This is a genomic window from Serratia sp. PL7, from assembly GCF_945957435.1.
On record NZ_CAMFLB010000014.1, the window covers coordinates 182,054 to 205,392 of the forward strand.

Annotated in this window: 23 protein-coding genes; 16 read left to right on the top strand and 7 right to left on the bottom strand. The window is 56.7% G+C overall.

The genetic code is table 11. The features are described from left to right. Positions 1 to 24 precede the first annotated feature (24 nt). Complete coding sequence (locus N6G83_RS36235; protein WP_021181673.1) at positions 25 to 432, top strand: OsmC family protein; 408 nt, start codon at positions 25 to 27, stop codon at positions 430 to 432. Positions 433 to 434: 2 nt separating this feature from the next. Here the strand turns inward: N6G83_RS36235 and N6G83_RS36240 are convergent, their stop codons facing one another. Continuing rightward, a complete protein-coding gene (locus N6G83_RS36240) occupies positions 435 to 1,343 on the bottom strand; it encodes a LysR substrate-binding domain-containing protein (protein ID WP_211134531.1) in 909 nt (302 codons plus the stop codon). Between the two features lie 193 nt (positions 1,344 to 1,536). Between N6G83_RS36240 and N6G83_RS36245 the strand changes: the two genes are divergently transcribed. Both N6G83_RS36245 and N6G83_RS36250 read left to right on the top strand, forming a co-directional pair. Continuing rightward, positions 1,537 to 2,727, top strand: coding sequence for an MFS transporter (locus N6G83_RS36245; protein WP_074032184.1), 1,191 nt, complete (start codon positions 1,537 to 1,539; stop codon positions 2,725 to 2,727). A gap of 5 nt (positions 2,728 to 2,732) precedes the next feature. Continuing rightward, positions 2,733 to 3,911 carry an amidohydrolase gene (locus tag N6G83_RS36250; protein ID WP_211134530.1) on the top strand — a complete coding sequence of 393 codons (1,179 nt, stop codon included), beginning with the start codon at positions 2,733 to 2,735 and terminating at the stop codon, positions 3,909 to 3,911. Positions 3,912 to 3,947: 36 nt separating this feature from the next. Here N6G83_RS36250 and N6G83_RS36255 read toward each other — a convergent pair whose 3' ends face one another. The 3 genes from N6G83_RS36255 to N6G83_RS36265 all read right to left on the bottom strand — a co-directional run bounded on the left by N6G83_RS36255 (position 3,948) and on the right by N6G83_RS36265 (position 6,179). Continuing rightward, a complete protein-coding gene (locus tag N6G83_RS36255; RefSeq protein WP_021808045.1) occupies positions 3,948 to 4,817 on the bottom strand; it encodes a phosphoribulokinase in 870 nt (289 codons plus the stop codon). 151 nt (positions 4,818 to 4,968) lie between these two features. Next, a complete protein-coding gene (locus N6G83_RS36260) occupies positions 4,969 to 5,202 on the bottom strand; it encodes a YheU family protein (protein WP_024530813.1) in 234 nt (77 codons plus the stop codon). Continuing rightward, on the bottom strand, positions 5,199 to 6,179 hold the full coding sequence (locus tag N6G83_RS36265; RefSeq protein WP_065684958.1) for a hydrolase: 981 nt from the start codon (positions 6,177 to 6,179) through the stop codon (positions 5,199 to 5,201). Before N6G83_RS36265 ends, N6G83_RS36260 begins: the two co-directional genes overlap by 4 nt. A gap of 117 nt (positions 6,180 to 6,296) precedes the next feature. Here N6G83_RS36265 and N6G83_RS36270 point away from each other — a divergent pair, with 117 nt between their 5' ends. Together N6G83_RS36270 and N6G83_RS36275 are read left to right on the top strand one after the other, a co-directional pair. Further along, on the top strand, positions 6,297 to 6,899 hold the full coding sequence (locus N6G83_RS36270) for a LysE family translocator (RefSeq protein ID WP_021808042.1): 603 nt from the start codon (positions 6,297 to 6,299) through the stop codon (positions 6,897 to 6,899). Between the two features lie 10 nt (positions 6,900 to 6,909). After that, positions 6,910 to 7,692 carry a PhzF family phenazine biosynthesis protein gene (locus tag N6G83_RS36275; RefSeq protein ID WP_065684959.1) on the top strand — a complete coding sequence of 261 codons (783 nt, stop codon included), beginning with the start codon at positions 6,910 to 6,912 and terminating at the stop codon, positions 7,690 to 7,692. Here the strand turns inward: N6G83_RS36275 and N6G83_RS36280 are convergent. Next, the gene (locus N6G83_RS36280) at positions 7,684 to 8,664 is read right to left on the bottom strand and encodes a LacI family DNA-binding transcriptional regulator (RefSeq protein WP_121608441.1); all 981 of its coding nucleotides are present in this window, start codon (positions 8,662 to 8,664) and stop codon (positions 7,684 to 7,686) included. The genes N6G83_RS36275 and N6G83_RS36280 overlap by 9 nt on opposite strands. A gap of 233 nt (positions 8,665 to 8,897) precedes the next feature. Here N6G83_RS36280 and N6G83_RS36285 point away from each other — a divergent pair, with 233 nt between their 5' ends. The 9 genes from N6G83_RS36285 to tauD all read left to right on the top strand — a co-directional run bounded on the left by N6G83_RS36285 (position 8,898) and on the right by tauD (position 17,921). Next, entirely contained in the window at positions 8,898 to 9,815 is a 918-nt protein-coding gene (locus N6G83_RS36285) for a GNAT family N-acetyltransferase (RefSeq protein WP_196062613.1), read from the top strand. Positions 9,816 to 9,862: 47 nt separating this feature from the next. Further along, positions 9,863 to 11,125, top strand: a complete 1,263-nt coding sequence (locus N6G83_RS36290; protein WP_211134529.1) for an MFS transporter — start codon at positions 9,863 to 9,865, stop codon at positions 11,123 to 11,125. After that, positions 11,118 to 12,194 carry a Gfo/Idh/MocA family protein gene (locus N6G83_RS36295; RefSeq protein ID WP_211134528.1) on the top strand — a complete coding sequence of 359 codons (1,077 nt, stop codon included), beginning with the start codon at positions 11,118 to 11,120 and terminating at the stop codon, positions 12,192 to 12,194. The genes N6G83_RS36290 and N6G83_RS36295 overlap by 8 nt, the downstream gene beginning before the upstream one ends. Continuing rightward, complete coding sequence (locus tag N6G83_RS36300) at positions 12,191 to 13,255, top strand: sugar phosphate isomerase/epimerase family protein (protein ID WP_211134527.1); 1,065 nt, start codon at positions 12,191 to 12,193, stop codon at positions 13,253 to 13,255. The genes N6G83_RS36295 and N6G83_RS36300 overlap by 4 nt, the downstream gene beginning before the upstream one ends. After that, positions 13,252 to 14,379: a Gfo/Idh/MocA family protein gene (locus tag N6G83_RS36305; protein WP_211134526.1), complete on the top strand. Its 1,128-nt coding sequence runs from the start codon at positions 13,252 to 13,254 to the stop codon at positions 14,377 to 14,379. The genes N6G83_RS36300 and N6G83_RS36305 overlap by 4 nt, the downstream gene beginning before the upstream one ends. Positions 14,380 to 14,472: 93 nt before the next feature. After that, positions 14,473 to 15,468: a taurine ABC transporter substrate-binding protein gene (tauA, locus tag N6G83_RS36310; RefSeq protein ID WP_211134525.1), complete on the top strand. Its 996-nt coding sequence runs from the start codon at positions 14,473 to 14,475 to the stop codon at positions 15,466 to 15,468. 10 nt (positions 15,469 to 15,478) lie between these two features. After that, on the top strand, positions 15,479 to 16,246 hold the full coding sequence (gene tauB / locus N6G83_RS36315) for a taurine ABC transporter ATP-binding subunit (RefSeq protein WP_074032192.1): 768 nt from the start codon (positions 15,479 to 15,481) through the stop codon (positions 16,244 to 16,246). Continuing rightward, the gene (tauC, locus tag N6G83_RS36320) at positions 16,243 to 17,076 is read left to right on the top strand and encodes a taurine ABC transporter permease TauC (protein WP_211134524.1); all 834 of its coding nucleotides are present in this window, start codon (positions 16,243 to 16,245) and stop codon (positions 17,074 to 17,076) included. The genes tauB and tauC overlap by 4 nt, the downstream gene beginning before the upstream one ends. Beyond that, a complete protein-coding gene (gene tauD, locus N6G83_RS36325; RefSeq protein WP_211134523.1) occupies positions 17,073 to 17,921 on the top strand; it encodes a taurine dioxygenase in 849 nt (282 codons plus the stop codon). Before tauC ends, tauD begins: the two co-directional genes overlap by 4 nt. Positions 17,922 to 17,924: 3 nt before the next feature. On the opposite strand, the gene N6G83_RS36330 is transcribed toward tauD, so the two are convergent. Then, a complete protein-coding gene (locus tag N6G83_RS36330; protein ID WP_024530826.1) occupies positions 17,925 to 18,644 on the bottom strand; it encodes an NUDIX hydrolase in 720 nt (239 codons plus the stop codon). 192 nt (positions 18,645 to 18,836) lie between these two features. Between N6G83_RS36330 and prs the strand changes: the two genes are divergently transcribed. Together prs and N6G83_RS36340 are read left to right on the top strand one after the other, a co-directional pair. Beyond that, positions 18,837 to 19,697: a ribose-phosphate diphosphokinase gene (gene prs / locus N6G83_RS36335; RefSeq protein WP_211134522.1), complete on the top strand. Its 861-nt coding sequence runs from the start codon at positions 18,837 to 18,839 to the stop codon at positions 19,695 to 19,697. Between the two features lie 10 nt (positions 19,698 to 19,707). After that, a complete protein-coding gene (locus N6G83_RS36340; RefSeq protein ID WP_211134521.1) occupies positions 19,708 to 21,228 on the top strand; it encodes a nicotinate phosphoribosyltransferase in 1,521 nt (506 codons plus the stop codon). Positions 21,229 to 21,345: 117 nt separating this feature from the next. On the opposite strand, the gene N6G83_RS36345 is transcribed toward N6G83_RS36340, so the two are convergent. After that, positions 21,346 to 23,265, bottom strand: a complete 1,920-nt coding sequence (locus tag N6G83_RS36345; RefSeq protein ID WP_024530829.1) for an ABC transporter ATP-binding protein — start codon at positions 23,263 to 23,265, stop codon at positions 21,346 to 21,348. Positions 23,266 to 23,339: the final 74 nt, after the last annotated feature.

A 23,339-nucleotide genomic window follows, 5' to 3' on the forward strand; every position in this document is an offset into this window, starting at 1 on the left:
AAGAAATTAACCGGAGTGTGTAACATGCAGGCAAGAGTTAAGTGGGTAGAAGGGCTGACATTCCTGGGTGAGTCTGCGTCCGGCCACCAGGTTTTGATGGATGGCAACGCGGGCGATAAAGCGCCAAGCCCAATGGAAATGGTGTTGATGTCCGTCGGCGGTTGTAGCGCCATTGATGTAGTGTCGATCCTGCAAAAAGGACGTAACGATGTGCGTGACTGCGAGGTAAAACTGACCTCTGAGCGCCGTGAAGAAGCGCCACGTCTATTTACCCATATCAACCTGCATTTTATTGTCACCGGCAAAGGGCTGACTGATAAGATTGTAGAGCGCGCGGTGGATCTTTCCGCCGAGAAATACTGCTCAGTCTCCTTGATGCTGGGTAAAGCCGCCAGTATCACCCACAGCTTTGAAATCCGCGAAGTAGCCTGATCCTACCAAGGGTAGCGCAGACAGTGGGCACGCAATAAATCAAGAAATCGCCGTGCCGTTACGGTTAGCGGCGATTTCTGTGAATACAGCACGCAATATTGCGCCTGCGGCAGCGTGTCGATAGGCAATGCCACCAGCCGATGCTGCAAATGGAACGGTGCACTCATCGCCCGCGCCACGATAGTCAAATAATCCGCCTCTAACACCATGTTCAAGCCACAGGTCACTGAATCCGAGCGAATGGGCGAACGGCTCAATTGCTGATAGAAGGTGCCCAACACCGCGCGCAACTGCTGGTAATAACCCATATCGGTTTCCGGTAATAGCCACTTGGCCTCACGCAGTTCGTCCAGCGAGGTTGCCTGCGCCAGTGGGTGCCCCTGGCGTGCGATAATGCAAAAAGAGGCGCTGAACAGCGGTTCACGCACCAGATCCTCCAGCGGCAGTTCCGGGCTGACGGTACCCACGGCAAAATCCAGGCGGCCTTCGCGCAATGCTGGCAGCAGCGTAGAAAGCTGTGCTTCGCGGATCAGCAGATTGGCCTGCGGAAACGGCTGTTTGAAGGCTTCGACCAGTTCCGGTAATACCGTGAGAGCGAGTAGTGAAGAGCAGCCAATGGCGACGTTACCTTGCGAATGCTGATTCAACTGCTGGATCTCGTCGGCGGCGCGTTGCAACTCTTCCAGGATCAACTGCATCCGCAGGGCAAAGGCGCGGCCGGTTTCGGTCAGCGTCATTCCCTGGCTGCTGCGATTGATCAACTGGGTTTCCAGGATCTGTTCCAGTTCACGGATGGTACGGCTCACGGCGGGCTGAGACTGCTCCAGCGCGCGCGCCGCCCCGCGAATACTGCCGCTGCGGATCACCTGCTGGAAAACTTTCAACTGTTGTAACTTCGGTAAATAGCGCATTCCCCCACCCTATCAATAAAAAGCATCACCCCTTACAAAATTGTATCTTATGCCACTCGGCAAAAGGCGATAATTTCAGCATGTTATTGTAAGTGACTGTTATTAAAACTATAAAGTGACCTTGATCACATTATTAAACTACGCCTGCCCTGCGGGTGGGCTGCCTGGGTGATAACTTAAAGGAATATCGGCAATGAAGAATCGTTCGCTAATGATTTTTTTGCTGTTTGTGGGCTATGTCGTGGTGTACATCGATAAAACCGTGATGGGTTTTGCGCTGTTACCTATCGAGCGCGAGTTCAATCTACAGCCGGAACAGCTGGGCTACATTACCGGGATGTTTTTCCTGGCGTATTCCCTGTTCCAGATACCGGCGGGCTGGCTCAATGACCGCTTTGGCTTTAAGAAAGTGCTGTGCAGTTCGTTACTGCTGCTGGGGGGATTTGCCCTGTGCTTCGGCATTCTGGGGTTCGGCCTGGGCCTGCTGGTGACGTTCCGCTTTTTGTCCGGTATTGGCCACTCTGGCTATCCGTGTTCCTGCGCCAAGGCGGTGGTGGCGAATTTCCCACTGGAACAGCGCACCTTCGCGCAGTCCATTCTGCTGTCCTCCGCCGGATTGGCGATGACCGTCGGGCCGCTGGTCGCGGTCTATTGCCTGGATCACATCGGCTGGCGTGGGTCGTTCTCTGCGCTTGGTCTGTTGGCATTCGTGATTGCTGCCTGCATCTTGTGGCTGGTTCCCAATCCGCCACAGGCGGCACCCGCCAAAGCTGGGGCCGCCGCAGCCAACTATAAGGCCCTGCTGAAAAACCCAATTGTGTTGCTGCTGTTTGTGGCGATCTTCTGTATCAACATCCCGTCGTACGGCCTGATGGCCTGGCTGCCGAAATTCCTGGTACAGCAGCGGGGAATGCCAATTGACGTTTCCAGCATGGTGGTAGCCGCCGGTGGTCTGGGGATCTGGATCTCCTCACTCGGTACCGGCTGGCTGGTTGGGCGCTATCTGCAAGGGCGTGAGCCGTGGGTGATCTTCTTCAGTTCCCTGATCAGCGCCTTGTGCATCTGGCTGGTGTTTACCAGCGAATCAGCGCTGACGGCCAGCCTGTTCTTGTTCCTGGGTTATATCTTCCTGATGGCCTCGTTCGTCACGGTGTTTACCCTGCCGATGAAGCGCCTGCCTGCGGAAGTAATGGGTGCAGCGATGGGGCTGATTAACACCGGCGGCACCTTGGGCGGCTTTGTGGCCCCTATCGCCATGGGGTATCTGATCACTATCAGCCATAACTATATGACGACGTTTATCTTTTTAGCACTGGCTATGGTGGTTTCCGGGCTGGTGATCCTGCCATTGGCGGGTAAAGCACGCCAACCGGCACTGAATTAAGGAGTATGAAAATGAACATTGAACAACTGATTGCTGGCGTGGAACAACAGGTCTTGCAGTGGCGTCGCCACCTGCATGCCAATCCGGAGTTGTCATTCCAGGAAGCGCAGACGGCAGATTACATTGCCGGGCAGTTGGCCAGCCTTGGCCCGTTGAAGATCTCACGTCCTACACCAAATAGCGTAGTGGCCGAATTGCAGGGCGCAGCGCCGGGGCCGTGCTATGCATTGCGCGCCGATATCGACGCTTTGCCTATCCAGGAGGAAAGCGACGAACCTTTCTGCTCTACCCGGCCAGGGGTGATGCATGCCTGCGGCCATGATGCCCACAGCGCGATGTTGCTGGGGGCGGCCAGCGTGCTTTGCCAGTTGCAGGCGCAGTTGCAAGGTTCAGTGCGCTTTATCTTCCAGCATGCCGAAGAAGTGCCACCGGGCGGAGCCCAACAGCTAGTGGATTTAGGGGTTCTGGATGGCGTGAAGATGATCTTCGGCCTGCATGTCATGCCCAACTTCCCGACCGGTGAGGTAGGGATGAAGCAGGGCGTATTCAGTGGCTCCAGCGATAACTTCGATATTGTGCTGCAGGGGAAGGGGGGGCATGGCTCGATGCCGCATCTGTGTATCGATCCGGTGCCGATTGGTGCGGAAATCGTTAGCGCTTTGCAGCAGATCGTGGCACGTAAGCTGGATCCGTTAAATGCACCGGTGCTGACGGTGGCGACCTTCCAGGCGGGTGACAGCTATAACGTCATCCCAGACAGCGCGCGGCTGGCGGGAACGCTACGCACTCATAACCAGGAAGTACGTGAGCGAGTGCCGCTGTTGGTTGAGCAAACCGTCGCTGGGATCAGCCAGGCGCACGGTGCCAGCTACAAGGTTGACTGGACGCGTGGCTATACCATCGGCAATAACCACCCTGATGCCTGCGCGATTGCGCGCGAGGTGGTGGCCGAAGCCGTGGGGCCACAGGCGCTGCGGGAATTGACCTCCGCGATGTTTGGCAGCGAGGATTTCTCCTCCTATCAGGAGAAAGTGCCGGGGTGCTTCCTGTTTATCGGCAGCGGTAACGAGGCGATCGGTGCCACCTACGGCGTGCATAATCCCCGTTTTAAACTGGACGAGGCGGCGATGCAGATTGGGGTGAAACTGCACGTCGGTTTTATCCGCCATCTGTTGATGCGTTAACAACGGTGGGCGCGGTGATTGGCCGCGCCTGATAATTTACTCGATTTTCTTGCCTTCCATCAGCCGCTGCACCAGCGGTGCCATGATCAGTTCCATTGCCAGCCCCATCTTGCCGCCCGGCACCACCAGCGTATTGATATGCGAGATAAACGATCCTTGCAGCATTGCCAGCAGGTAAGGGAAGTCGATCTGATCCAGGCCACGGAAGTGGATCACTACCAAGCTTTCGTCCAGAGAGGGGATCGCCTTGGCGGCAAACGGGTTGGAGGTATCCACCGTCGGGACGCGCTGGAAGTTGATATGGGTACGCGAAAACTGTGGCGTGATGTAGCTAATGTAATCCTCCATCGAACGGACCACCGAGTCCATCACCGCCTCACGTGAATGGCCACGCTCGCCGGTATCGCGGATCAGCTTCTGGATCCACTCCAGGTTGACGATCGGCACCACGCCGACCAGCAGATCGACATGTTTGGCTACGTCGATCTGATCGGCCACTACGCCGCCGTGCAGCCCTTCGTAGAACAGGACATCCGTCGGGGCGGGCAGTGGCTCCCAAGGCGTGAAGGTGCCCGGTACCTGATTGTAAGGCACTGCCTCGTCGTAGGTATGCAGATATTTACGTGAGCGGCCGGTGCCGTTCTTGCCGTATTCGATAAAGCTCTGCTCCAGCAGACCAAAGTCGTTGGCTTCCGGGCCGAAGTAGCTGATATGGCGACCCATATCGCGGGCTTTACGGATTGCCGCATCCATTTCCGGCCGGGTGTAACGGTGGAAGCTGTCGCCTTCCAGCTGGGCAGCGCGCAGGTTTAGCTGCTGAAAAATCTTGCGGAACGCCAAGCTGGTGGTGGTGGTGCCGGCTCCGCTGGAGCCGGTCACCGCGATAACGGGATGTTTGGCAGACATGATCGAGGGTCACTCCGTATTAAATGCGCAGGCTAAGAATAAGATTTTTAGTATGGCTGATACCCTTTCGCCCAAGGCGAAATTGTGCGCGTTGGTTTGCAATACTGCATTGTTACCTGATTTTTTCCCTCAGTCATAGCATGCAATAAGACTAAATTTCCTCCTGCCCGGCGCGGATCTGCCCGCGAGGCATGATGTTGACGGTTTCATGTAGCTCTGACCATACCAGTACTACTTCGCCGCTTTTCAACTGGCGGCGCACGTCGTCGACCTTCTGTTCCAGCGAACGTTCGTGCTCGCCGTAGTCGGTTCCTTCGCGTAATACAAAGGATTCGATCAGGCTGTTGAGGGTCTCTTGTTCAATGTCTTGCCAGGGAATAATCACTTGGTGGGTTCCAAAAAAGGAGAAAGCCAGGCTGGGATACGTTGCTCCAGCCACATTTGCGGTTTTTTCAAGGTGCCGCCGACAAAGCCGACGTGGCCACCGCACTCCGTCAGCTGATATTCGATATTAGGCGGCAGGCTGGCGAGGTCGGGGATCACCGCATCGGTCATAAACGGATCGTCTTTAGCGTGAATGATCAGCAGCGGCGTGGTGATCTGCGGCAACAGCGGCAGGGCGCTGCAGCGGCGATAGTAATCGACCGCGTCGCTGAAGCCGTGAATGCGCGAGGTGATCACATCATCAAACTCGCGAATGCGCCGCAGCTTGTTCAGTTGCGACAAATCCAACGGTAAGGTGCCTGGATAGTGCAGCAGCTTGCGGGTGGCATTTTGCTTGAGTTGGCCCAGCAGGTAGCGCTGATAAACGCGTGAGAATCCCTGTTCCATGCGGATTGAGCAAGGTTCCAGCATCAGCGGGGCGGAAACAACCACAGCCGCCTGTAGCAGGCTGTCATTGCCCTGTTGGGCCAGATAATAGGCCAGCATATTGCCGCCGAGAGAAATCCCGACCGCCGCCGTTGGCACTTCGCCAAAGCTGTCACGCAGCCAGCGCAGGAAGAAGCGGGCATCTTCCGTTTCGCCGGAATGGTAGATACGTTGCTTACGGTTGGGCACACCGCTGCAACCACGGAAATGCATCACCACGCCCAACCAGCCTTGCTCGCGCCAGGCATTGAGCAGCCCATGTGCGTAAGGGCTGTAAAAATTACCCTCTAACCCATGGAACAGCACCACGCGAGGTTTATCGCGCGCCAGTTGCGGATCTTCACTCCAGGCCAGATCGACGAAATCGCCGTCCGGCAACTCCAGCCGCTGCCAATGAGGTTGCAGCAGTACGCGGCGGCGCACCAGCCGTGGCAGCAGGGTTTGCAGGTGTGGATTACTGGCCCCGGTCAGGGGGCGAAAGGATTCATACATAATGAATAAAATTCTTGTTGGCGGCTATTGTGTGATCCGAACCGCACTGTTAGCTTCAAACACATGTATTAGCAATCATACTGCAAAAAAGTCATTTGGGTGAGGAGCACCCGCTTCATGGAACTGAGTTTATTTCTTTCGATGCTAGGCTTCCTGTGGGTGGCCGCGATCACCCCTGGCCCCAACAATATGTTGCTCACCACCTCAGGTGCCAATTTCGGCTTTATGCGTTCATTATGGCTGATGATCGGCATCATGCTGGGCATGCAAAGTATCCTGGTGTTGGTGGCATTTGGCGTTGGTGGGTTGATCCTGATTTATCCCTCCTTGCACTTGATCTTGAAAATCCTCGGCAGCCTTTATCTGTTGTGGCTGGCGTGGAAAGTGGCGACGGCGGCCTATGAAAAGCTGGAAACCGATGCGCCGCCACCAAAGCCGGTGCGTCTGTACCAAGGCTGGCTGTTGCAATTCCTCAACCCCAAGGCCTGGCTGATGGCGCTAGGGGCGGTGGCGAGCTTCAGCCTGGCGGGGGATAAATACAACCACTCCATTCTGGCTATCGCCTTCGGTATCTTTGCCGTCAATATCGTGGCTGGGATTATCTGGTTAGGTTTTGGTACGGTGATTGGCCGCCTGCTGCGCAGCAAGAAGGCCTGGATTATCTTTAACGTGTCGATGGGGCTGCTAACCGCCGCCTGTGTATTACTGATTTGGCATTGAGGGAACGCTGATGAACGAAAACTATTTCCATGTGGATGCCTTTATCGGCGAGGGACTGCGGGGCAACCCGGCCGGTGTCTGCCTGCTGCAACAACCGCTGGAGGCGGCGCAGATGCAGGCCATCGCCAACGAGCTTAACCTGCCGGAAACCAGCTTTGTCTGGCAGGATGGTGACATGTACGCGATCCGCTGGTTCACGCCAACGCGGGAAGTGGATCTCTGCGGACATGCCACTTTGGCTACGGCGCACGTGCTGTTAAACGTGGTCAACCCGGGGTTGAGCGATATCCGTTTCCGTTCCGCCAGCGGTGAGCTGTATGTCAAACGCGATGCGGCCGACGGTGAACGGCTAATCCTGGATTTCCCTTCTCGCCCACCACAGAAAATTGCTGAACCGCCACGGTTGGCCGCTTTGCTCGGTGTGCAACCGCAGGAAGTGTGGCGAGCCCAGTCGCTGATGGCGGTATTGGCCGATGAGGCGCAGGTCAGGGCGGTACAGCCTGCGATCGCCGAGCTGATTGACCACCTTGGCTGTGGCGTGATCGTCACGGCTCCGGGCGATGAGGTAGATTTTGTCTCGCGCTATTTCTCGCTGGATCGCAGTGAGGATCCGGTCACCGGCTCCGCCCATTGCATACTGATGCCTTACTGGACGGCGCGTCTTGGCCGCCACGTATTGCATGCCAAGCAGCTATCATCACGCGGTGGTGAACTGTTTTGCGAACTGCAAGGGGAGCGTACCTTGCTGGGTGGCCACGCACGTATTTTCTTACGCGGCACGATTTCAGGTTGAACTCCGTTCCAGCAGTTGCCAATCCAGCACGTCGTGGCAAGGAGGCAACTGCTGGCCCTGAATTTTCTCCAGCAGCAACTGCACGCTGCGCACGCCGAACTGATGCATGGGCTGTACGATGGTGGTCAGCGGCGGAGTGGTGATGCTGCCAAACGGCACACCGTCAAATCCCATTACCGCGATATCTTCTGGAATGCGTAAGCCCTGCTGGTGCAAGGCACTCATCGCGCCTCCGGCAATTACATCCGAAATGGCAAATACCGCATCTGGCCGTGGCCCGTCTGCCAGCAAATCACTCATCGCCTTGGCTCCAGCGGCGTAATCCAGCCCTTCGACGTATTCCACCCGGCAATAGTCCAGCCCCAGCTCTGCCAACGCCTGCCGATAGCCCTGTTCCCGCTGTTGTGAATACAGATAACGCATATCACCATTGAGCAACGCGATCCGTTGGCGGCCCTTGGCGGCCAAGTGCTGCACACCGGCCATGGCGGCCTGGTGATTATCGATGGTGACGGAGGAGGCGCGGAATTGGGTATCCCCTTCGCCGCATTGTACCCAGGGGAAATCACCGATCATGGCGGTCAGCCCCGGCAAACAACTGATGGCATCCATGGTGATCACCCCGTCAACCACCTTGCCACTCAGCAGGCTGAGGTAGGCGGATTCACGGGTGGGATTGGATTCCGAGTTGCACAGCAGAATATGGTAACCGTGGCGTTCGGCCTCTTCTTCGATACCGCGCACCACCAGTGAGCAAAAGGGGTTGGTGATATTGGACACCAGCACCAACAGCATCCCGCTGCGGGCAGTGCGCAGTTGGCGTGCCAGCAGATTGGGTTGATAGTCACACGCGCGGATCGCCGCCAGGACCTTATCGCGAGTGGCCGGTTTGACGATCTGTTGGCCGTTCAACACCCGTGAGACGGTGGCCGCTGAGACGCCAGCGATTTTCGCCACCTTTGCTATCGACATGGTTTGCTTTTCCTTCTGCCCGTTTGCCTCGCACAGTATGCGGCAAAAAGTACGATCACTACGAAGGGTTTGTGACAGCGATTACAAATTCATCCTCTACCTGCTTTTAATCATATCAATCCGGTTGCCGAAAAAAAGAAATCGATTACATTTTATTTATCGCAAAATGAAATCGATTACATTTCTAATTTAGACCGAATTCCCCCCAATGGTGACGCAATAGGAGGTGGCAGATGGAGATACAGCTTCAGCTAGCGCAGGCGCAAGATCGCAGCGAGATTGCCGCTCTGATCCATTGCTCAACCAATGCCTGGTATCAGCGCCACGGGCTGGGCGACATCTTCTCTGCCGGGCCGGAAAGTTGCGGCCTGTTTGTTGATGTCTACCAGCAGTTGGATCAGGGCCACCACTGGATTGCGCGCGATCAACAAGGGGCGATCTGTGGCTCCTGCTTTTTCCACCCGCGTGAAACTCATTTGGGATTGGGCATCATGAATGTTCATCCCGATTATTTTGGCCGCAGGATTGCCAGCCGTTTGTTGGCCAAGGCCGACGAACTGGCGGGTGGCTTACCGGTCCGTTTGCTATCCAGCGCGCTAAACCTGGATTCCTATTCGCTCTACCAGCGCGGGGGATTTACCCCGTATGCCCTCTATCAGGATATGACGATCCCGGTGCCGATCCAGGGATTTGCTTATCCACGCCTGACTCGCGGCCAGGTGCGGGCAGCCCGGCTCGACGATCTGCCCGCCATCCTGGAGCTGGAGCGCGAAATACTGGGCATCGAACGCCAGCGCGATATCGATTATTTCCTCAATGATACCCGTGGACTGTGGCGGGTTGCCGTCTGGGAGCTGGACGATCGCATCGGTGGCTATTTGGCCTCGGTGGCGCATCCGGCCTCCCGCATGTTGGGGCCGGGGTGCTGCCATAGCGAAGAGATCGCCCTTGAGTTACTCGGTTGGATGCTGGATAGCCATCATCGCGGTACGACACCGGTGGTATTGGTACCCGCAGAGCGCTCCGCGCTGAGCCAGGTTTTGCTGCGCTGGGGCGGACGAATTTGTGAATTACATATCGCGCAGGTGAAAGGCCAGGCGCAACAACCCGGCGGCGTGGTGATGCCGTCCTTTTTACCGGAAAGCGGTTAGCACTGGCGTCGTTGCCGTATTAACCAACCAACACCGATGGGGGAGTTATGCAAACAGATAGCCTGGCCCAGGAGGCCAAAAGTGCCACGTTCAAATGGGTGGTGCCACGGCTGGCACTGATGATGTTCCTGCAATTTTTTGTCTGGGGAGCCTGGTACGTTACGCTTGGCGTGGTGATGGGCAAATACGGCTTGGCGGCGATCATTGGTGATGCCTATTCCACCGGGCCGATTGCCTCCATCCTGTCGCCTTTTGTGTTGGGTATGGTCGTCGATCGTTTCTTTGCCTCGCAAAAAGTGTTGGCTGTACTGCACCTGATTGGGGCTGGCCTGCTCTGGATGATGCCAGGGTTCTTTGCCGAGGGGCATGGCAGCGGGCTGCTGTGGATCATCTTTGGCTATATGTTGTGCTACATGCCCACCATTGCCCTGAGCAATAACGTGGCATTTTACAGCCTGAGCAACAGTGAGAAGGCCTTCCCGATTGTGCGGGCGTTCGGCACCTTTGGCTGGATTGTCGCCGGGCTGATTGTCGGCACCAGCGGCCTGTCGGACAGTACCGATATCTTCACGCTGGCAGCCGTGGCCTCTCTGGCATTGGCGATTTACAGTTTTACGCTGCCGCATACCCCGGCACCGGAACGCGGCAAGCCAGTAAAAATGCGCGATCTGCTGTGCGCCGATGCTTTCGCGATGCTCAAGCAGCGCCATTTCCTGGTGTTTATCATCTGCGCCATGCTGATCTCGATCCCGCTGGCGGCGTATTACGCCTATGCCGCGCCGTTCGTAGCCGCGGCCGGTTTCACCAATGTGGGTGGCGTGATGTCGTTGGGGCAAATGTCCGAGCTGTTCTTCATGCTGCTGATCCCGTTCCTGTTTGCCCGCTTGGGGATCAAGTACATGCTGATGATCGGCATGCTTTCCTGGTTCCTACGCTACGTGATGTTCGCTCTGGGCATTACCGAAGAAATGCGCTGGATGATCTACCTCGGCATCATCCTGCATGGCATGTGCTATGACTTCTTCTTCGTTATCGGCTTTATCTATACCGATAAAGTGGCGGGGGATAAGGTGAAAGGCCAGGCACAAAGCCTGCTGGTGCTGTTCACCTACGGCATCGGTATGTTGATTGGTTCGCAGATCAGCGGTGCGCTGTTTAACCATATGGTGACGGCGGAAGGGGCTGCGGCGTTGCCGCAATGGCAGCATTTCTGGTGGTACCCGGCCTTTGGCGCATTGGCGATCGCCGCGCTGTTCTTCGTCACTTTCAACTACAGCGATATTCCAGCAGGGGAGAAACGCGATGGCTGATTTGCGGGTGCTGGTGGTGGGCTGCGGCAATATGGGGGCGTCCCATGCCGAGGCCTACCACGCTATGGAAGGGGTGACAATCTGCGGGCTGGTCGCTCGGGGCGAGTCGCGTGAGCTGCTCAATCAACGTTTGGGCGGCGGTTATCCCACCTTTAGCGACTTTGAGTTAGCGCTGGCGCAAACCCGGCCTGATGCCGTGTGCCTGACCACTTATCCGGACACCCACGAAGCCTACGCCTTGGCGGCGCTGGCCGCGGGATGTCATCTGTTTATCGAAAAGCCACTCGCCACCACGGTAGCAGGGGCTGAAAGGGTGATTGCTGCTGCTCATCAGGCACAACGACAGGTGGTGGTGGGCTATATTCTGCGCCATCACCCCTCTTGGCAGCAGTTTGTGGAGCTCGCTCGCGGTTTGGGTAAGCCCTTGGTGATGCGGATGAACCTCAACCAGCAAAGCCACGGACAGATGTGGAATGTGCATCGCAACCTGATGCAGTCATTGTCGCCAATCGTTGATTGCGGAGTACATTATCTGGACGTGATGTGCCAGATGGCCCAGGCAGAACCGATCAGCGTAAGCGCTATCGGTGCCCGGCTGACCGATGACCTGCCGCAGGGGATGTATAACTACGGCCAGCTACAGGTGCGTTTTGCCGACGGATCGATCGGCTGGTACGAAGCTGGCTGGGGGCCGATGATCAGTGAAACGGCTTACTTTGTGAAAGACGTCATTGGGCCGCGCGGCGCGGTTTCGATCGTGGCCCGTCATCACGAAAGGGCTTCTGACGATGTCGGGGGACATACCAAAACCGAATCATTGCGGGTGCATTACGCCGATTTAGACGATGAGAACCGCTTTAAGCGGCCGGATCGCTGGATCGATTGCCAGGATGAGCCGGACCATTTAGCGCTGTGCCTGAGTGAACAGCGTTACTTTTTACAGGCTATTCGTGAGGGCCTGGATCTCAATCAGCATCTTCAGGATGCGCTAAACAGCTTACGGGTGGTGCTGGCGGCGGACGAAGCGGTACGCAGCCAACGCACGGTGGTATTGGGGAGTGAGGAATGAAGACGATACAGGGGCCGGGGCTGTTTCTGGCGCAGTTTATCGCCGAGCAGGCCCCGTTTAATACGCTGGATGGCCTGGCGGAGTGGGCTGCCGGGTTGGGTTTTACCAGCGTCCAGATCCCCACGCTTGAGCCGGCCATTTTCGATTTGGCGCTGGCGGCGCGTAGTCAGGATTATTGCGATGAGGTCGTCGCGCGGCTTGGACGGCACGGTATTCGCATCAGCGAGCTGTCGACGCATTTGCAAGGGCAACTGGTCGCCGTCCATCCTGCCTACGATCTGGCCTTTGACGGTTTTGCTCCGCCAGAAGTCCGGGGTAAACCGCAGTTGCGGCAGGCCTGGGCAACGGAGCAACTGTTGCTGGCGGCACAGGCATCTCAGCGCTTGGGGCTAACGGCTCATGCGACCTTCTCTGGGGCGCTGGCGTGGCCCTATTTCTATCCGTGGCCGCCGCATAATGCGTTACTGTTGGAGGAGGCTTTCGAACAGTTGGCCGAGCGCTGGCTGCCGATCCTGGACGCCTTCGATCGGGCTGGTGTAGATGTGTGCTATGAGCTGCATCCGGGGGAGGATTTACATGACGGCGTGACCTTTGAACGCTTTCTGGCCAAGGTCGGCAATCATCCCCGCTGCCATATTCTCTATGATCCGAGCCATCTGCATTTGCAGCAAATGGACTATCTGGGCTTTATCGATTGTTATCACCCACGTATCCGCGCATTTCACGTCAAAGATGCCGAGTACCGCCCCAACGCCCGCAGCGGCGTATATGGGGGCTACCAACCGTGGTTGGAAAGGCCTGGGCGCTTCCGTTCGTTGGGGGACGGTCAGATCGACTTCCCGGCGATTTTCAGCAAGCTGACGCAGTACGGCTTCCCTGGAGTCGCTACGTTGGAATGGGAGTGCTGCCTTAAGTCGCCGGAGGCTGGGGCACGCGAAGGTGCCGCCTTTATCGCCCGCCATATTATTCCGGTAGCGGAACGGGCCTTTGATGATTTTGCCGCGGTGGATACTGACCGTGAGCGAGTCAGAGCCATGCTGGGCGTGGAGGATGCATCATGAGATTGAAGCTGGGAATGGTAGGTGGTGGTGAAGGCGCGTTTATTGGCGCGGTGCATCGGCTGGCGGCGCGGATGGATGATGAGTTTGAGCTGGTCGCCGGGGCTTTCTCCTCCGATAGACAAAACTGTCTGCGCACCGGGGCGCTACTGCATCTGCAACCGGATCGCTGCTATGCCGATTTTACCCAGATGGCGTTGGCGGAAGCGGCACGCGAGGATGGAATTGATGTCGTTGCGATCGTGACCCCGAATCATTTGCACGCCCCAGTCGCCAGTGCCTTTCTCAACGCCGGGATTGATGTGATCTGCGATAAGCCGTTATGCACCTCCTATGCCGAGGCTCTGCAACTGGCACAAACGGTGCACCAAAGCGGCAGACAACTGATCCTGACCCATAACTACAGCGCCTACCCGCTGGTGCGTGAGGCACGTAGCCGGATATTGGCGGGGGAGTTGGGCGAGATCCGCTTCGTTGAGGTGGAATATCTGCAGCAGTGGCTGGCAAAACCGTTAGAACTGACCGACAACAAGCAGGCCGGTTGGCGTGCGCAGCCGGAAAAAGCCGGATCCGGTTGCATCGGTGACGTAGGTACCCATGCTTGGCAACTGGCAGAGTTTGTCAGTGGCATGTTGCCTGAGGCGATCAGCGCTGAGCTGACGTCATTCATCGCGGGGCGCAAGCTGGATGACGACGTGCGAGTGCAGATGCGTTATGCCAACGGTGCCAAAGGTCGGCTCTGGGCTAGCCAGGTAGCCTGTGGTCATGAGAATGGGCTGAAGTTACGAGTTTACGGCAGTGAGGGCAGCCTGGAGTTTTGCCAGGAAAACCCGAACCAGCTGTGGATACGGCCTTTTGACGCGCCCCCCTATTGCATCACCCGCGCTTCGGCATTTCAGCACGTAGAGAACCGCCAGTTGGCCCGCGTACCCGCAGGGCATCCTGAAGGTTATCTGGAAGGGTTTGGCCAGATTTACCGTGAAGCGGCCCGGTGTTTGCGTGATGGCCCTTCGGCGGCACCGTTGTTACCAGGGATTGAAACGGGTGTGCAAGGGATGGCGTTTATTGATGCCGCTCAGCGCAGTAGCCGTGCAGGGGGAGAGTGGGTGGTATTGATATCGCCATAAGTAATAAAGAATATTTTTTTATTCTTTTATTGCCGAGCGCCGCTCAGATAAAACTGTTGGTCACAGCACAGAATTTTATCAACGGAGCGGATCATGGCGAGCAAACTTTTCTCATTACGCAGTGCAGTATTGTTGGCTTTATCGCTCGGTGCGGCCAGTGCCCAGGCAGTGGACGTCACCGTGGCGTACCAGACCTCCGCCGAACCCGCCAAGGTGGCGCAGGCGGAAAACAGCTTTGCCAAACAGTCTGGCGCGACCGTTGACTGGCGCAAGTTCGATAGCGGCTCCAGCGTGTTGCGTGCGCTGGCCTCTGGCGACGTGCAGATTGGCAATATCGGTTCCAGCCCGTTGGCCGTGGCCGCCAGCCAGAAGCTCCCTATCGAAGTGTTCCTGATCGCCTCGCAGCTGGGCAGTTCCGAAGCGCTGGTGGTGAAAAATGACATCAAATCTCCCCAGGATCTGATCGGTAAGCGTATTGCGGTACCGTTCATTTCCACCACTCACTACAGCCTGCTGGCCTCCCTGAAACACTGGGGCATCAAACCTGACCAGGTGCAAATTCTCAACCTGCAACCGCCAGCCATTGCGGCGGCCTGGCAGCGTGGGGATATCGACGGGGCCTACGTATGGGCACCGGTGGTCAATGAACTCGCCAAACAAGGCAAGGTGCTGACCGACTCCGAGCAGGTTGGCCAGTGGGGCTCACCAACGCTGGACGTGTGGGTAGTGCGCAAAGACTTTGCCGAGCAGCACCCTGAAGTCGTCACCGCGTTTGCCGCCAGCGCCCTGAAGGCGCAGAAGGCCTATCTGGCACAGCCGGAACAGTGGCTGAAAGACCCAAGCAACCTCAGCACGCTGGCTCGCCTGAGCGGAGTGCCGCCAGAGCAGGTGCCGGAACTGGTGAAGGGTAACCGCTACCTGCCGGTTGCCGATCAGGTCACTCAACTGGGCCAGCCGGTAGATAAAGCCATTCGTGATACCGCCGAGTTCCTCAAGCAACAGGGCAAGATCCCGCAGGTGGACAGTGATTACAGCGCCTATGTGACCGACCGCTTTGTCAAACAGGTGCAGGCTGCGCCGCAGTCGTAAGGGGTCCGCCATGCTAAACGTTAACCATCTTTCGGCCGATTATCAGGGGCGTGCGGCGCTGCGCGATGTGTCGTTCCAGATAGCCAGAGGGCAACTGGTGGTGGTGTTGGGGCCTTCTGGCTGCGGCAAGACCACGTTGCTGAATTTGATCGCCGGGTTTATTGAGCCAACGGCAGGCAGCATTACGTTGGATGATGTCCCCGTCAAAGGCCCGGGTGCCGAGCGGGGCGTGGTCTTCCAGCATGAAGGCTTACTGCCGTGGCGCAACGTGGTGGATAACGTGGAGTTTGGCTTGCAACTGGCCGGTGTGGCCAAGCCGCAACGCCGCAAGGTGGCGCAGCAGATGTTGCAACGCGTTGGGTTGACCGGCTATGAACAACACTTCATCTGGCAACTGTCCGGTGGAATGCGTCAGCGGGTAGGTATTGCCCGCGCCTTGGCTGCTGACCCTCGGCTATTGCTGCTGGATGAGCCTTTCGGGGCACTGGACGCATTCACTCGCGAGCAGATGCAAGAACTGCTGTTGAACATTTGGCGCGATACCGGCAAGCAGGTGCTGCTGATCACCCATGACATTGAAGAAGCGGTATTCCTGGCCAGCGAGCTGATACTGCTTTCTCCTGGCCCTGGGCAGGTGGTGGAGCGTTTATCGCTGAATTTTGGCCAGCGCTATGCCGCCGGAGAGGCTTGCCGCGCCATCAAGTCCGATTCTGAGTTTATCGCCCAGCGTGAATACGTGCTGGGCCGGGTGTTCCAACAGCGCGAGGCCTTGCTATGAGCCTGCATTCTGTTCTGAAAGCCGCAGTACCGACAGCGGTGCGTCAATCTCGTTTCACGCTGCCGCGCAGCCTCAAGCTGAGCGCGACAACCTTGCTGGTGCTGTTGGCGGTCTGGTGGGCAGTAACCGCCTTGCAGCTGATCAGCCCGTTATTTCTACCCGCTCCGCAGCAGGTATTGCATCAGTTAGTGGTCATTGCCAGCCCGCAAGGCTTTATGGATGCCACGCTTTGGCAACACTTGGCCGCCAGCCTGGGTCGTATCCTGGTGGCACTGCTTGCTGCGGTGGTCATCGGTGTCCCGGTGGGTATTGCGATGGGGTTGAGTGACACGGTACGTGGCCTGCTAGATCCCTTGATTGAAATTTATCGTCCGGTGCCGCCGCTGGCCTATCTGCCGCTGATGGTGATCTGGTTTGGCATTGGCGAAACCTCGAAAATTCTGCTGATCTACCTGGCGATTTTTGCCCCGGTGACGCTTTCGACCGTGGCAGGCGTATGCAGCGTAGCGCAGGTGCGCATTCGTGCTGCACAAGCTTTGGGAGCCAGCCGCTGGCAACTGTTGCGCTTTGTGGTGTTGCCGAGCGCGCTTCCGGAAATTCTGACCGGTATCCGTATTGGCCTGGGCGTCGGCTGGTCTACGCTGGTGGCCGCTGAACTGATTGCCGCCACGCGCGGTCTGGGATTCATGGTGCAGTCCGCAGGTGAGTTTTTGGCGACCGACGTAGTGATCGCCGGTATCAGCGTGATTGCGATAATTGCATTTGGTCTGGAGCTTGGGCTGCGTGCCTTACAGCGCCGTTTGACCCCCTGGCATGGAGTACAGCAATGAACGAACGTTTGGCAATTACCCCGTTGGGGCCTTATATCGGCGCGTTGGTGGAAAATGTCAGTCTGGCGCGGCCACTGGGCGACGGCCAGTTTGAACAGCTTTACCATGCTTTGCTCAAACATCAGGTACTGTTCCTGCGCGAACAGCCAATCACGCCGCTACAACAGCGCGAGCTGGCAGGGCGCTTCGGCGATCTGCATATTCATCCGGTGTATCCACATGCTCCCGATGTGGAGGAGATCATTGTGCTGGATACCCATGACGATAATCCGCCGGATAACGACAACTGGCATACCGATGTCACCTTCATTGAAAACCCGCCGCAGGGGGCGATTTTAGCCGCCAAGCAGTTGCCGACGAGCGGTGGGGACACGCTGTGGGCCAGCGGGATTGCCGCCTATGAGGCGTTGTCCGGACCCTTTAAGCGGCTGTTGGCCGGGTTACAGGCGGAACATGACTTCACCAAGTCGTTCCCCGAGTATAAACATCGTGGCAGCGAGGAAGAGCATCAACGCTGGCAGTTGGCCGTGCAGAAAAATCCACCTTTGCTGCATCCGGTGATCCGCACCCATCCGGTGACCGGCAAGCAGGCGCTGTTCGTCAATGAAGGGTTTACTACGCGGATTGTCGATCTGGCGGCGAAGGAGAGTGATGCCCTGCTGAGCTTCCTGTTTGCGCATATCACCAAGCCGGAGTTTCAGGTGCGCTGGCGCTGGCAGGCCAATGATATTGCCATCTGGGATAACCGGGTGACGCAGCATTACGCCAACGCGGATTACCTGCCGCAGCGGCGTATTATGCACCGCGCGACCATTCTGGGAGATAAGCCGTTTTATCGCGCCTGAGGATCACTCCACCATCAGGTTTCTGGAAAAGTTTCTCATATCTACTCCCGCTTTCCTGCGATACAGGCGTGCCTTACGTGCGCCTGTTGCCACTCTCTCGCCGGTTTCCTCAAACATTTCCGAAGCGTCAAAACGCCGCATCAGGCTTTTGCGCTGTACCGTATGCGACAAGATGATCTCAATCACTTCCTGCAACTGGGAAAGCGTAAACTCCGCTGGCAGGCAATAGACCGGCAGCATGGAGTAAGCCGTTTTTTGCCGCAGCCGCTGCAGTGCCGCTTCTACGATCGTTTGATGATCGAAAGCCAGCTGCTGCGCTTGCAGGCTGTCCAACGGTACCCAGGCTACATCGCTCACGTCGGCGATATGCGGCTGGCAATCGGCATGGGCGATCAGAGCAAAGTAGACCGTGGTCAGGCTCCAGCCGCGCGGGTCCCTTTCGGGGCCAGAAAAACTGGCCAACTGCGCCAGATAGGGTGGCACCAAACCGGTTTTTTCCCTCAGTTTACGTTCGGCCGTCGCTTGCGTGGAGGTGTCACGCTGCAAATCGATAAACCCGCCGGGCAATCCCCACTGCTCGAGGAAAGGGTGATTAGCGCGCTTGGCCAACAGCACGCACAGCTTCCCGCCGTGTACGGTAAACAGCACGCTGTCAACGGTGACAAGCGGTGAGGGGAAGAGGCGCGGATCGTAGTTTTTCAGGTACTCGGCTTGCGTGGTCATGTTGGCGCTCGGCTAAAAAGGTCTTTGAGACAATATAACAATAGCTGCCGGCTAATGATAATTATTAAAAACTCGAATAAACATATGGTTAAGCGATTTCGCTGCGATTGATACATTTTTCGCTTGCCAATAAATGTCTCTTGGACAATTATATAAATGTCTTAGGGACAATAATTGATAAGGGAGAAGAATATGAGCGCACAGCTGCAGTTGTTTTTGAACGATATTGAAGTGAAGGTGACAACCGGGAAGTTTCCCGATGGGGCGGTGTATGCCCGTTTTGCACAGCCTGAAACAACGGGAGCTTCGCAGATGCGTATTCGTGCCAGAGCAATGCGCAGCATGGATGACTTCATGCTGCTGGCACAATTGGCGCAGGCGGTACGCCACCAGTTCCTGATCAAAGAAAGCCTGCTTGAGCTGCCTTACCTGCCCTACGCCCGCCAGGATCGCCATATGACCTCCGGCGACAGCTTTGCGCTCAAGGTGTTCGGCCAATTACTCAACACCTTGGCGTTTGACCGCGTGACGGTACTGGATCCACACAGCGAAGTGGCTGCCGCCGTGATCGACAACATGCACATCATTACTCAGCAACATTGCATGCAGCACAGCAGCAGACTGGCCAATTTATTGACCCAGCAGCAGCTGTTCTTGGTAGCTCCGGATGCCGGCGCGCTGAAAAAAATTCACGCGGTGGCAGCCCACTTTGGCATCGCGCAATACGGCATCCTGACCAAACACCGGGACGTGTTCAGCGGCGAACTGACGAGTTTCGAACTGCTGGCCGGTGATGTGCAGGGCAAAGACGTGCTGATTGTGGATGACCTGTGCGACGGCGGCGGTACCTTTATCGGCTCGGCCAAGGTGTTGCGTCAGGCGGGGGCTCGTACGGTCAGCCTGTATGTCACCCACGGGGTGTTTTCCAAAGGCACTGCGGCTTTGCTGAGCCAAGGCATCGATAACATCTATAGCACCACTTCCTATGCTGCGGCGGAACTCGCTGAGCAACGTGTTGAACTGATTGATATTGCGCGTATCTACGCTCACTAAGGAACCGACTATGTTGACCAATCCTATTCTGGCGATTGATGGCTATAAAGTGTCACACCGTGAGCAGTATCCGCTGGGTACTACGCGGATCTATTCCAACTTCACGCCGCGCAGCGATCGGTTCTTTGCTTCCCCGTTGCCGGACGGCCAACTGGTGTTCTTTGGTTTGCAGGGTTTGTTGCAGTGGTTCATGGTGGATCTCTTCAACCAACAGTTTTTTGCCCAACCGGAAGAGCAGATAGTGGGGGAATATAAAAAGCTGATGGATAGCTACATTGGTCAGGACCGAGTCTGCGTGGAGCATATTCGCGCCCTGCATCAGCTGGGCTATCTGCCGCTGCATATCAAAGGGCTGGATGAAGGCAGCAAGGTGAGGATGAAGGTGCCTGTGTTGACCATCACCAATACGCGTGAGGAGTTCTTCTGGCTGGTCAACTACCTGGAAACGGTGATCTCGGCCGAACTGTGGAAGGCTTCCACCAATGCCACCATTGCCCACCATTACCGCAAGATCTGCCAGATGTGGGCGGATAAAACCTGTGATGACCTGGCGCATCTGGATTTCCAATGCCACGACTTTTCCTTCCGCGGCATGTCGGGCATGCATGATGTCGCGCAATCCGGTGCCGGGCATTTGCTCAGCTTCAAGGGGACCGACAACATTCCTGCGGTGCTGTACGCACAGAAGTATTATCCAACCGCTGAAGATTACTTCGTGGCTGGCAGCATTCCCGCCACCGAACATAGTGTGATGTGCATGGGAGAGCAGGCAACGGAGATCGAAACGTTCCGCCGCCTGATTGAAGATCTTTACCCGAACGGGCTGGTTTCCATCGTGTCGGATACCTGGGATTACTGGCAGGTGCTGACGGAGTTTACTCGTGAGTTACACAGCAAGATTATGGCGCGCGATGGCCGAGTGGTCTTCCGCCCAGACAGTGGCGACCCGGTGGCTATTCTTTGTGGAACCGGCGACGACAGCGATCGCAGTACGCAACGTAGCCCCGAAGAGAAAGGCTCGGTGGAAGTGTTGTGGGAAATCTTTGGCGGCACGGTTAACAGCAAGGGCTACAAAGTGTTGGATCCGCATGTCGGGCTGATTTATGGAGACTCCATCACTCTGGAACGCGCCCAGGAAATTCTGCAACGGCTGGAAGCGAAAGGTTTTGCCAGTTCTAACGTAGTGTTTGGCGTGGGTTCCTTTACTTATCAGTACAATACTCGCGATACCTTTGGTTTCGCGATGAAGGCCACCTATGGTGAGGTGAACGGAGTGGGGCGCCCCATCTTCAAACAACCGAAGACCGATAGCGGTCTGAAACAGTCTGCACGCGGTTTGTTGCGGGTGGTCCGCGATGAAGCAGGGGAATATCAACTGCTGGATAATCAGGATTGGCAGCAGGAACAGCAGGGCGAACTGAAAACGCGCTTCCTGGATGGCAGACTCTACAACCAGGACTCACTGGAGCAAATCCGCCAGCGCATTGCCTGCCCCTCACTCCAACCCTCTCCCACAGGGAGTGAGAACTGAATTGAGCTCGTAGGCGATTACAGAGTTAATATTTAACTAGTTGATATAAAGGATTATAACCAGAGTTAAGCTGTAGCACGATAGGCCCCCTCTCCCTTTGGGAGAGGGGGCGTTAAATCAACTCTCTGCTTCAAACGCCTGGGTCAGCGTCTCCAGCTGTTCCTGGGCATCCAGCCAGGTCATTTCCGTTTCTTCCAGAGCGGACTTGGCCTGGCTTTGCTTTTGCAGGCAGGCGGTCAGATCGGCTTTACGGCTGATGTCGTACAGCGCCGAGTCTGCCAGCTGTTCTTCCACCGCGGCCAATTCGGCACCCAGCTTATCCATCTGTTGTTCCAGCTTGGCGATCTGCTTACGCAGCGGTTGGGTTTGCGTACGGAATTCGGCTTCACGGCGCTTTTGGTCTTTACGCGCCTGGGCGCTGTTGCCGTTATCCTGCTTCGGTGCGGCATCCTGCTGCGCCTGCTGCTTTTGCAGATCGCTAAGCCACTGCTGGTAATCGTCCAGATCGCCCTCGAACTGCTCCACCTGGCCATCGTGCACCAGATACAGATCGTCGGTAGTAGAACGCAGCAGATGGCGGTCGTGCGAAACCACCACCAATGCCCCCTCGAAATCGATCAGCGCTTCGGTCAACGCCTGGCGCATATCCAGATCCAGGTGGTTGGTCGGTTCATCGAGCAGCAGCAAGTTAGGGCGCTGCCAGACGATTAGCGCCAGCACCAGCCGTGCCTTTTCACCGCCGGAGAAACGTTCGGTGATTTCGGTGACTTTATCGCCCTGGAAGCCGAAGCCGCCAAGGTAATCGCGTAACTGCTGTTCTAACACACGAGGGGCTATACGGCTCAGATGCTGCAGTGGCGACTCATCGGCGCGCAGGAACTCCAACTGATGCTGGGCGAAGTAACCCAGTTTGATACCCTTTGCCAGCCCGATCTCCCCGCTTAACGGCTCCAGCGTGCCAGCCAGCATTTTGATCAGCGTTGATTTACCGGCGCCGTTACGCCCCAACAGGCCAATACGTGAACCGGGCACCAGGTTGAGCTTGATTGACTGCAAGATCACTTTGTCGCCATAGCCTGCGCTGACTTTTTCCATCCGCAGCAAGGGATTTGGCAGACTTTCGGGTTGGCGGAAGCTAAACGTGAACGGATTATCGACGTGCGCTGGGGCAATCAGCTCCATCCGTTCCAGCATTTTGATGCGGCTCTGTGCCTGTTTGGCCTTGGTGGCCTGAGCACGGAAACGGTCAATATAGCTTTGCAGATGCGCCACTTTTTCCTGTTGGCTCTGATACAGCGACTGCTGCTGTGCCAGTTTGGTGACGCGCTGGCGCTCAAAGGAGGAATAGTTGCCGGTATATTCGTTGATGGTCTCATTTTCGATGTGCAGGATCTTGTCGACGATTGGGTCGAGGAAATCACGGTCATGCGAAATCAGCACCAGGGTGCCCGGATAGCTTTTCAGCCAGCGTTCCAGCCAGATCACTGCATCCAGATCCAGGTGGTTGGTGGGTTCGTCCAGCAATAGCAGATCGGAGCGGCAAACCAAAGCCTGAGCCAGGTTGAGGCGCATACGCCATCCGCCCGAGAAGGCGCGCACCGGGCTTTGCAGTTGCTCGTTGGAAAAGCCTAAACCGTGCAACAGGCTGGCGGCACGGGAACGGATGGTCCAGGCATCCAGGGCATCGAGCTTGCCGTGCAGCGTGGCGATGGCGTGGCCGTCGTTATTATCGTTTGCCACCTGTAATTCGGCTTCCAACTGGCGGAATTCCCGATCTCCATCGATAACATACTCAATGGCGGGCACGTCCAGTGCCGGAGTTTCCTGATTCACCCAGGCCAGCGCCCAGTTGTTTGGGAAGGTGTAGCTGCCACCGTCTGCGGCGATCTCACCTTTCAACAGGGCCAGCAGCGTGGATTTCCCACAGCCGTTCTTACCCACCAGGCCGACTTTCTGACCTGGATTAACCGTCGCCGTGGCGTTGTCCAACAGGACGCGGGTGCCGCGTCGGATTTGTAGCGAGGAGAAAACAATCATAAAGCGCCGTTTGTTCAGAGTATGTTAAATTGAATTGAGTTTACGTTAACAGGACGCGTAGCAGTCCTATTATT

Coding starts and splice junctions, on each gene's coding strand:
- N6G83_RS36235 (WP_021181673.1), top strand. CDS start 25: ATGCAGGCAAGAGTTAAGTGGGTAGAAGGGCTGACATTCCTGGGTGAG.
- N6G83_RS36240 (WP_211134531.1), bottom strand. CDS start 1,343: ATGCGCTATTTACCGAAGTTACAACAGTTGAAAGTTTTCCAGCAGGTG.
- N6G83_RS36245 (WP_074032184.1), top strand. CDS start 1,537: ATGAAGAATCGTTCGCTAATGATTTTTTTGCTGTTTGTGGGCTATGTC.
- N6G83_RS36250 (WP_211134530.1), top strand. CDS start 2,733: ATGAAAATGAACATTGAACAACTGATTGCTGGCGTGGAACAACAGGTC.
- N6G83_RS36255 (WP_021808045.1), bottom strand. CDS start 4,817: ATGTCTGCCAAACATCCCGTTATCGCGGTGACCGGCTCCAGCGGAGCC.
- N6G83_RS36265 (WP_065684958.1), bottom strand. CDS start 6,179: ATGTATGAATCCTTTCGCCCCCTGACCGGGGCCAGTAATCCACACCTG.
- N6G83_RS36270 (WP_021808042.1), top strand. CDS start 6,297: ATGGAACTGAGTTTATTTCTTTCGATGCTAGGCTTCCTGTGGGTGGCC.
- N6G83_RS36275 (WP_065684959.1), top strand. CDS start 6,910: ATGAACGAAAACTATTTCCATGTGGATGCCTTTATCGGCGAGGGACTG.
- N6G83_RS36280 (WP_121608441.1), bottom strand. CDS start 8,664: ATGTCGATAGCAAAGGTGGCGAAAATCGCTGGCGTCTCAGCGGCCACC.
- N6G83_RS36285 (WP_196062613.1), top strand. CDS start 8,898: ATGGAGATACAGCTTCAGCTAGCGCAGGCGCAAGATCGCAGCGAGATT.
- N6G83_RS36290 (WP_211134529.1), top strand. CDS start 9,863: ATGCAAACAGATAGCCTGGCCCAGGAGGCCAAAAGTGCCACGTTCAAA.
- N6G83_RS36295 (WP_211134528.1), top strand. CDS start 11,118: ATGGCTGATTTGCGGGTGCTGGTGGTGGGCTGCGGCAATATGGGGGCG.
- N6G83_RS36300 (WP_211134527.1), top strand. CDS start 12,191: ATGAAGACGATACAGGGGCCGGGGCTGTTTCTGGCGCAGTTTATCGCC.
- N6G83_RS36305 (WP_211134526.1), top strand. CDS start 13,252: ATGAGATTGAAGCTGGGAATGGTAGGTGGTGGTGAAGGCGCGTTTATT.
- tauA (WP_211134525.1), top strand. CDS start 14,473: ATGGCGAGCAAACTTTTCTCATTACGCAGTGCAGTATTGTTGGCTTTA.
- tauB (WP_074032192.1), top strand. CDS start 15,479: ATGCTAAACGTTAACCATCTTTCGGCCGATTATCAGGGGCGTGCGGCG.
- tauC (WP_211134524.1), top strand. CDS start 16,243: ATGAGCCTGCATTCTGTTCTGAAAGCCGCAGTACCGACAGCGGTGCGT.
- tauD (WP_211134523.1), top strand. CDS start 17,073: ATGAACGAACGTTTGGCAATTACCCCGTTGGGGCCTTATATCGGCGCG.
- N6G83_RS36330 (WP_024530826.1), bottom strand. CDS start 18,644: ATGACCACGCAAGCCGAGTACCTGAAAAACTACGATCCGCGCCTCTTC.
- prs (WP_211134522.1), top strand. CDS start 18,837: ATGAGCGCACAGCTGCAGTTGTTTTTGAACGATATTGAAGTGAAGGTG.
- N6G83_RS36340 (WP_211134521.1), top strand. CDS start 19,708: ATGTTGACCAATCCTATTCTGGCGATTGATGGCTATAAAGTGTCACAC.
- N6G83_RS36345 (WP_024530829.1), bottom strand. CDS start 23,265: ATGATTGTTTTCTCCTCGCTACAAATCCGACGCGGCACCCGCGTCCTG.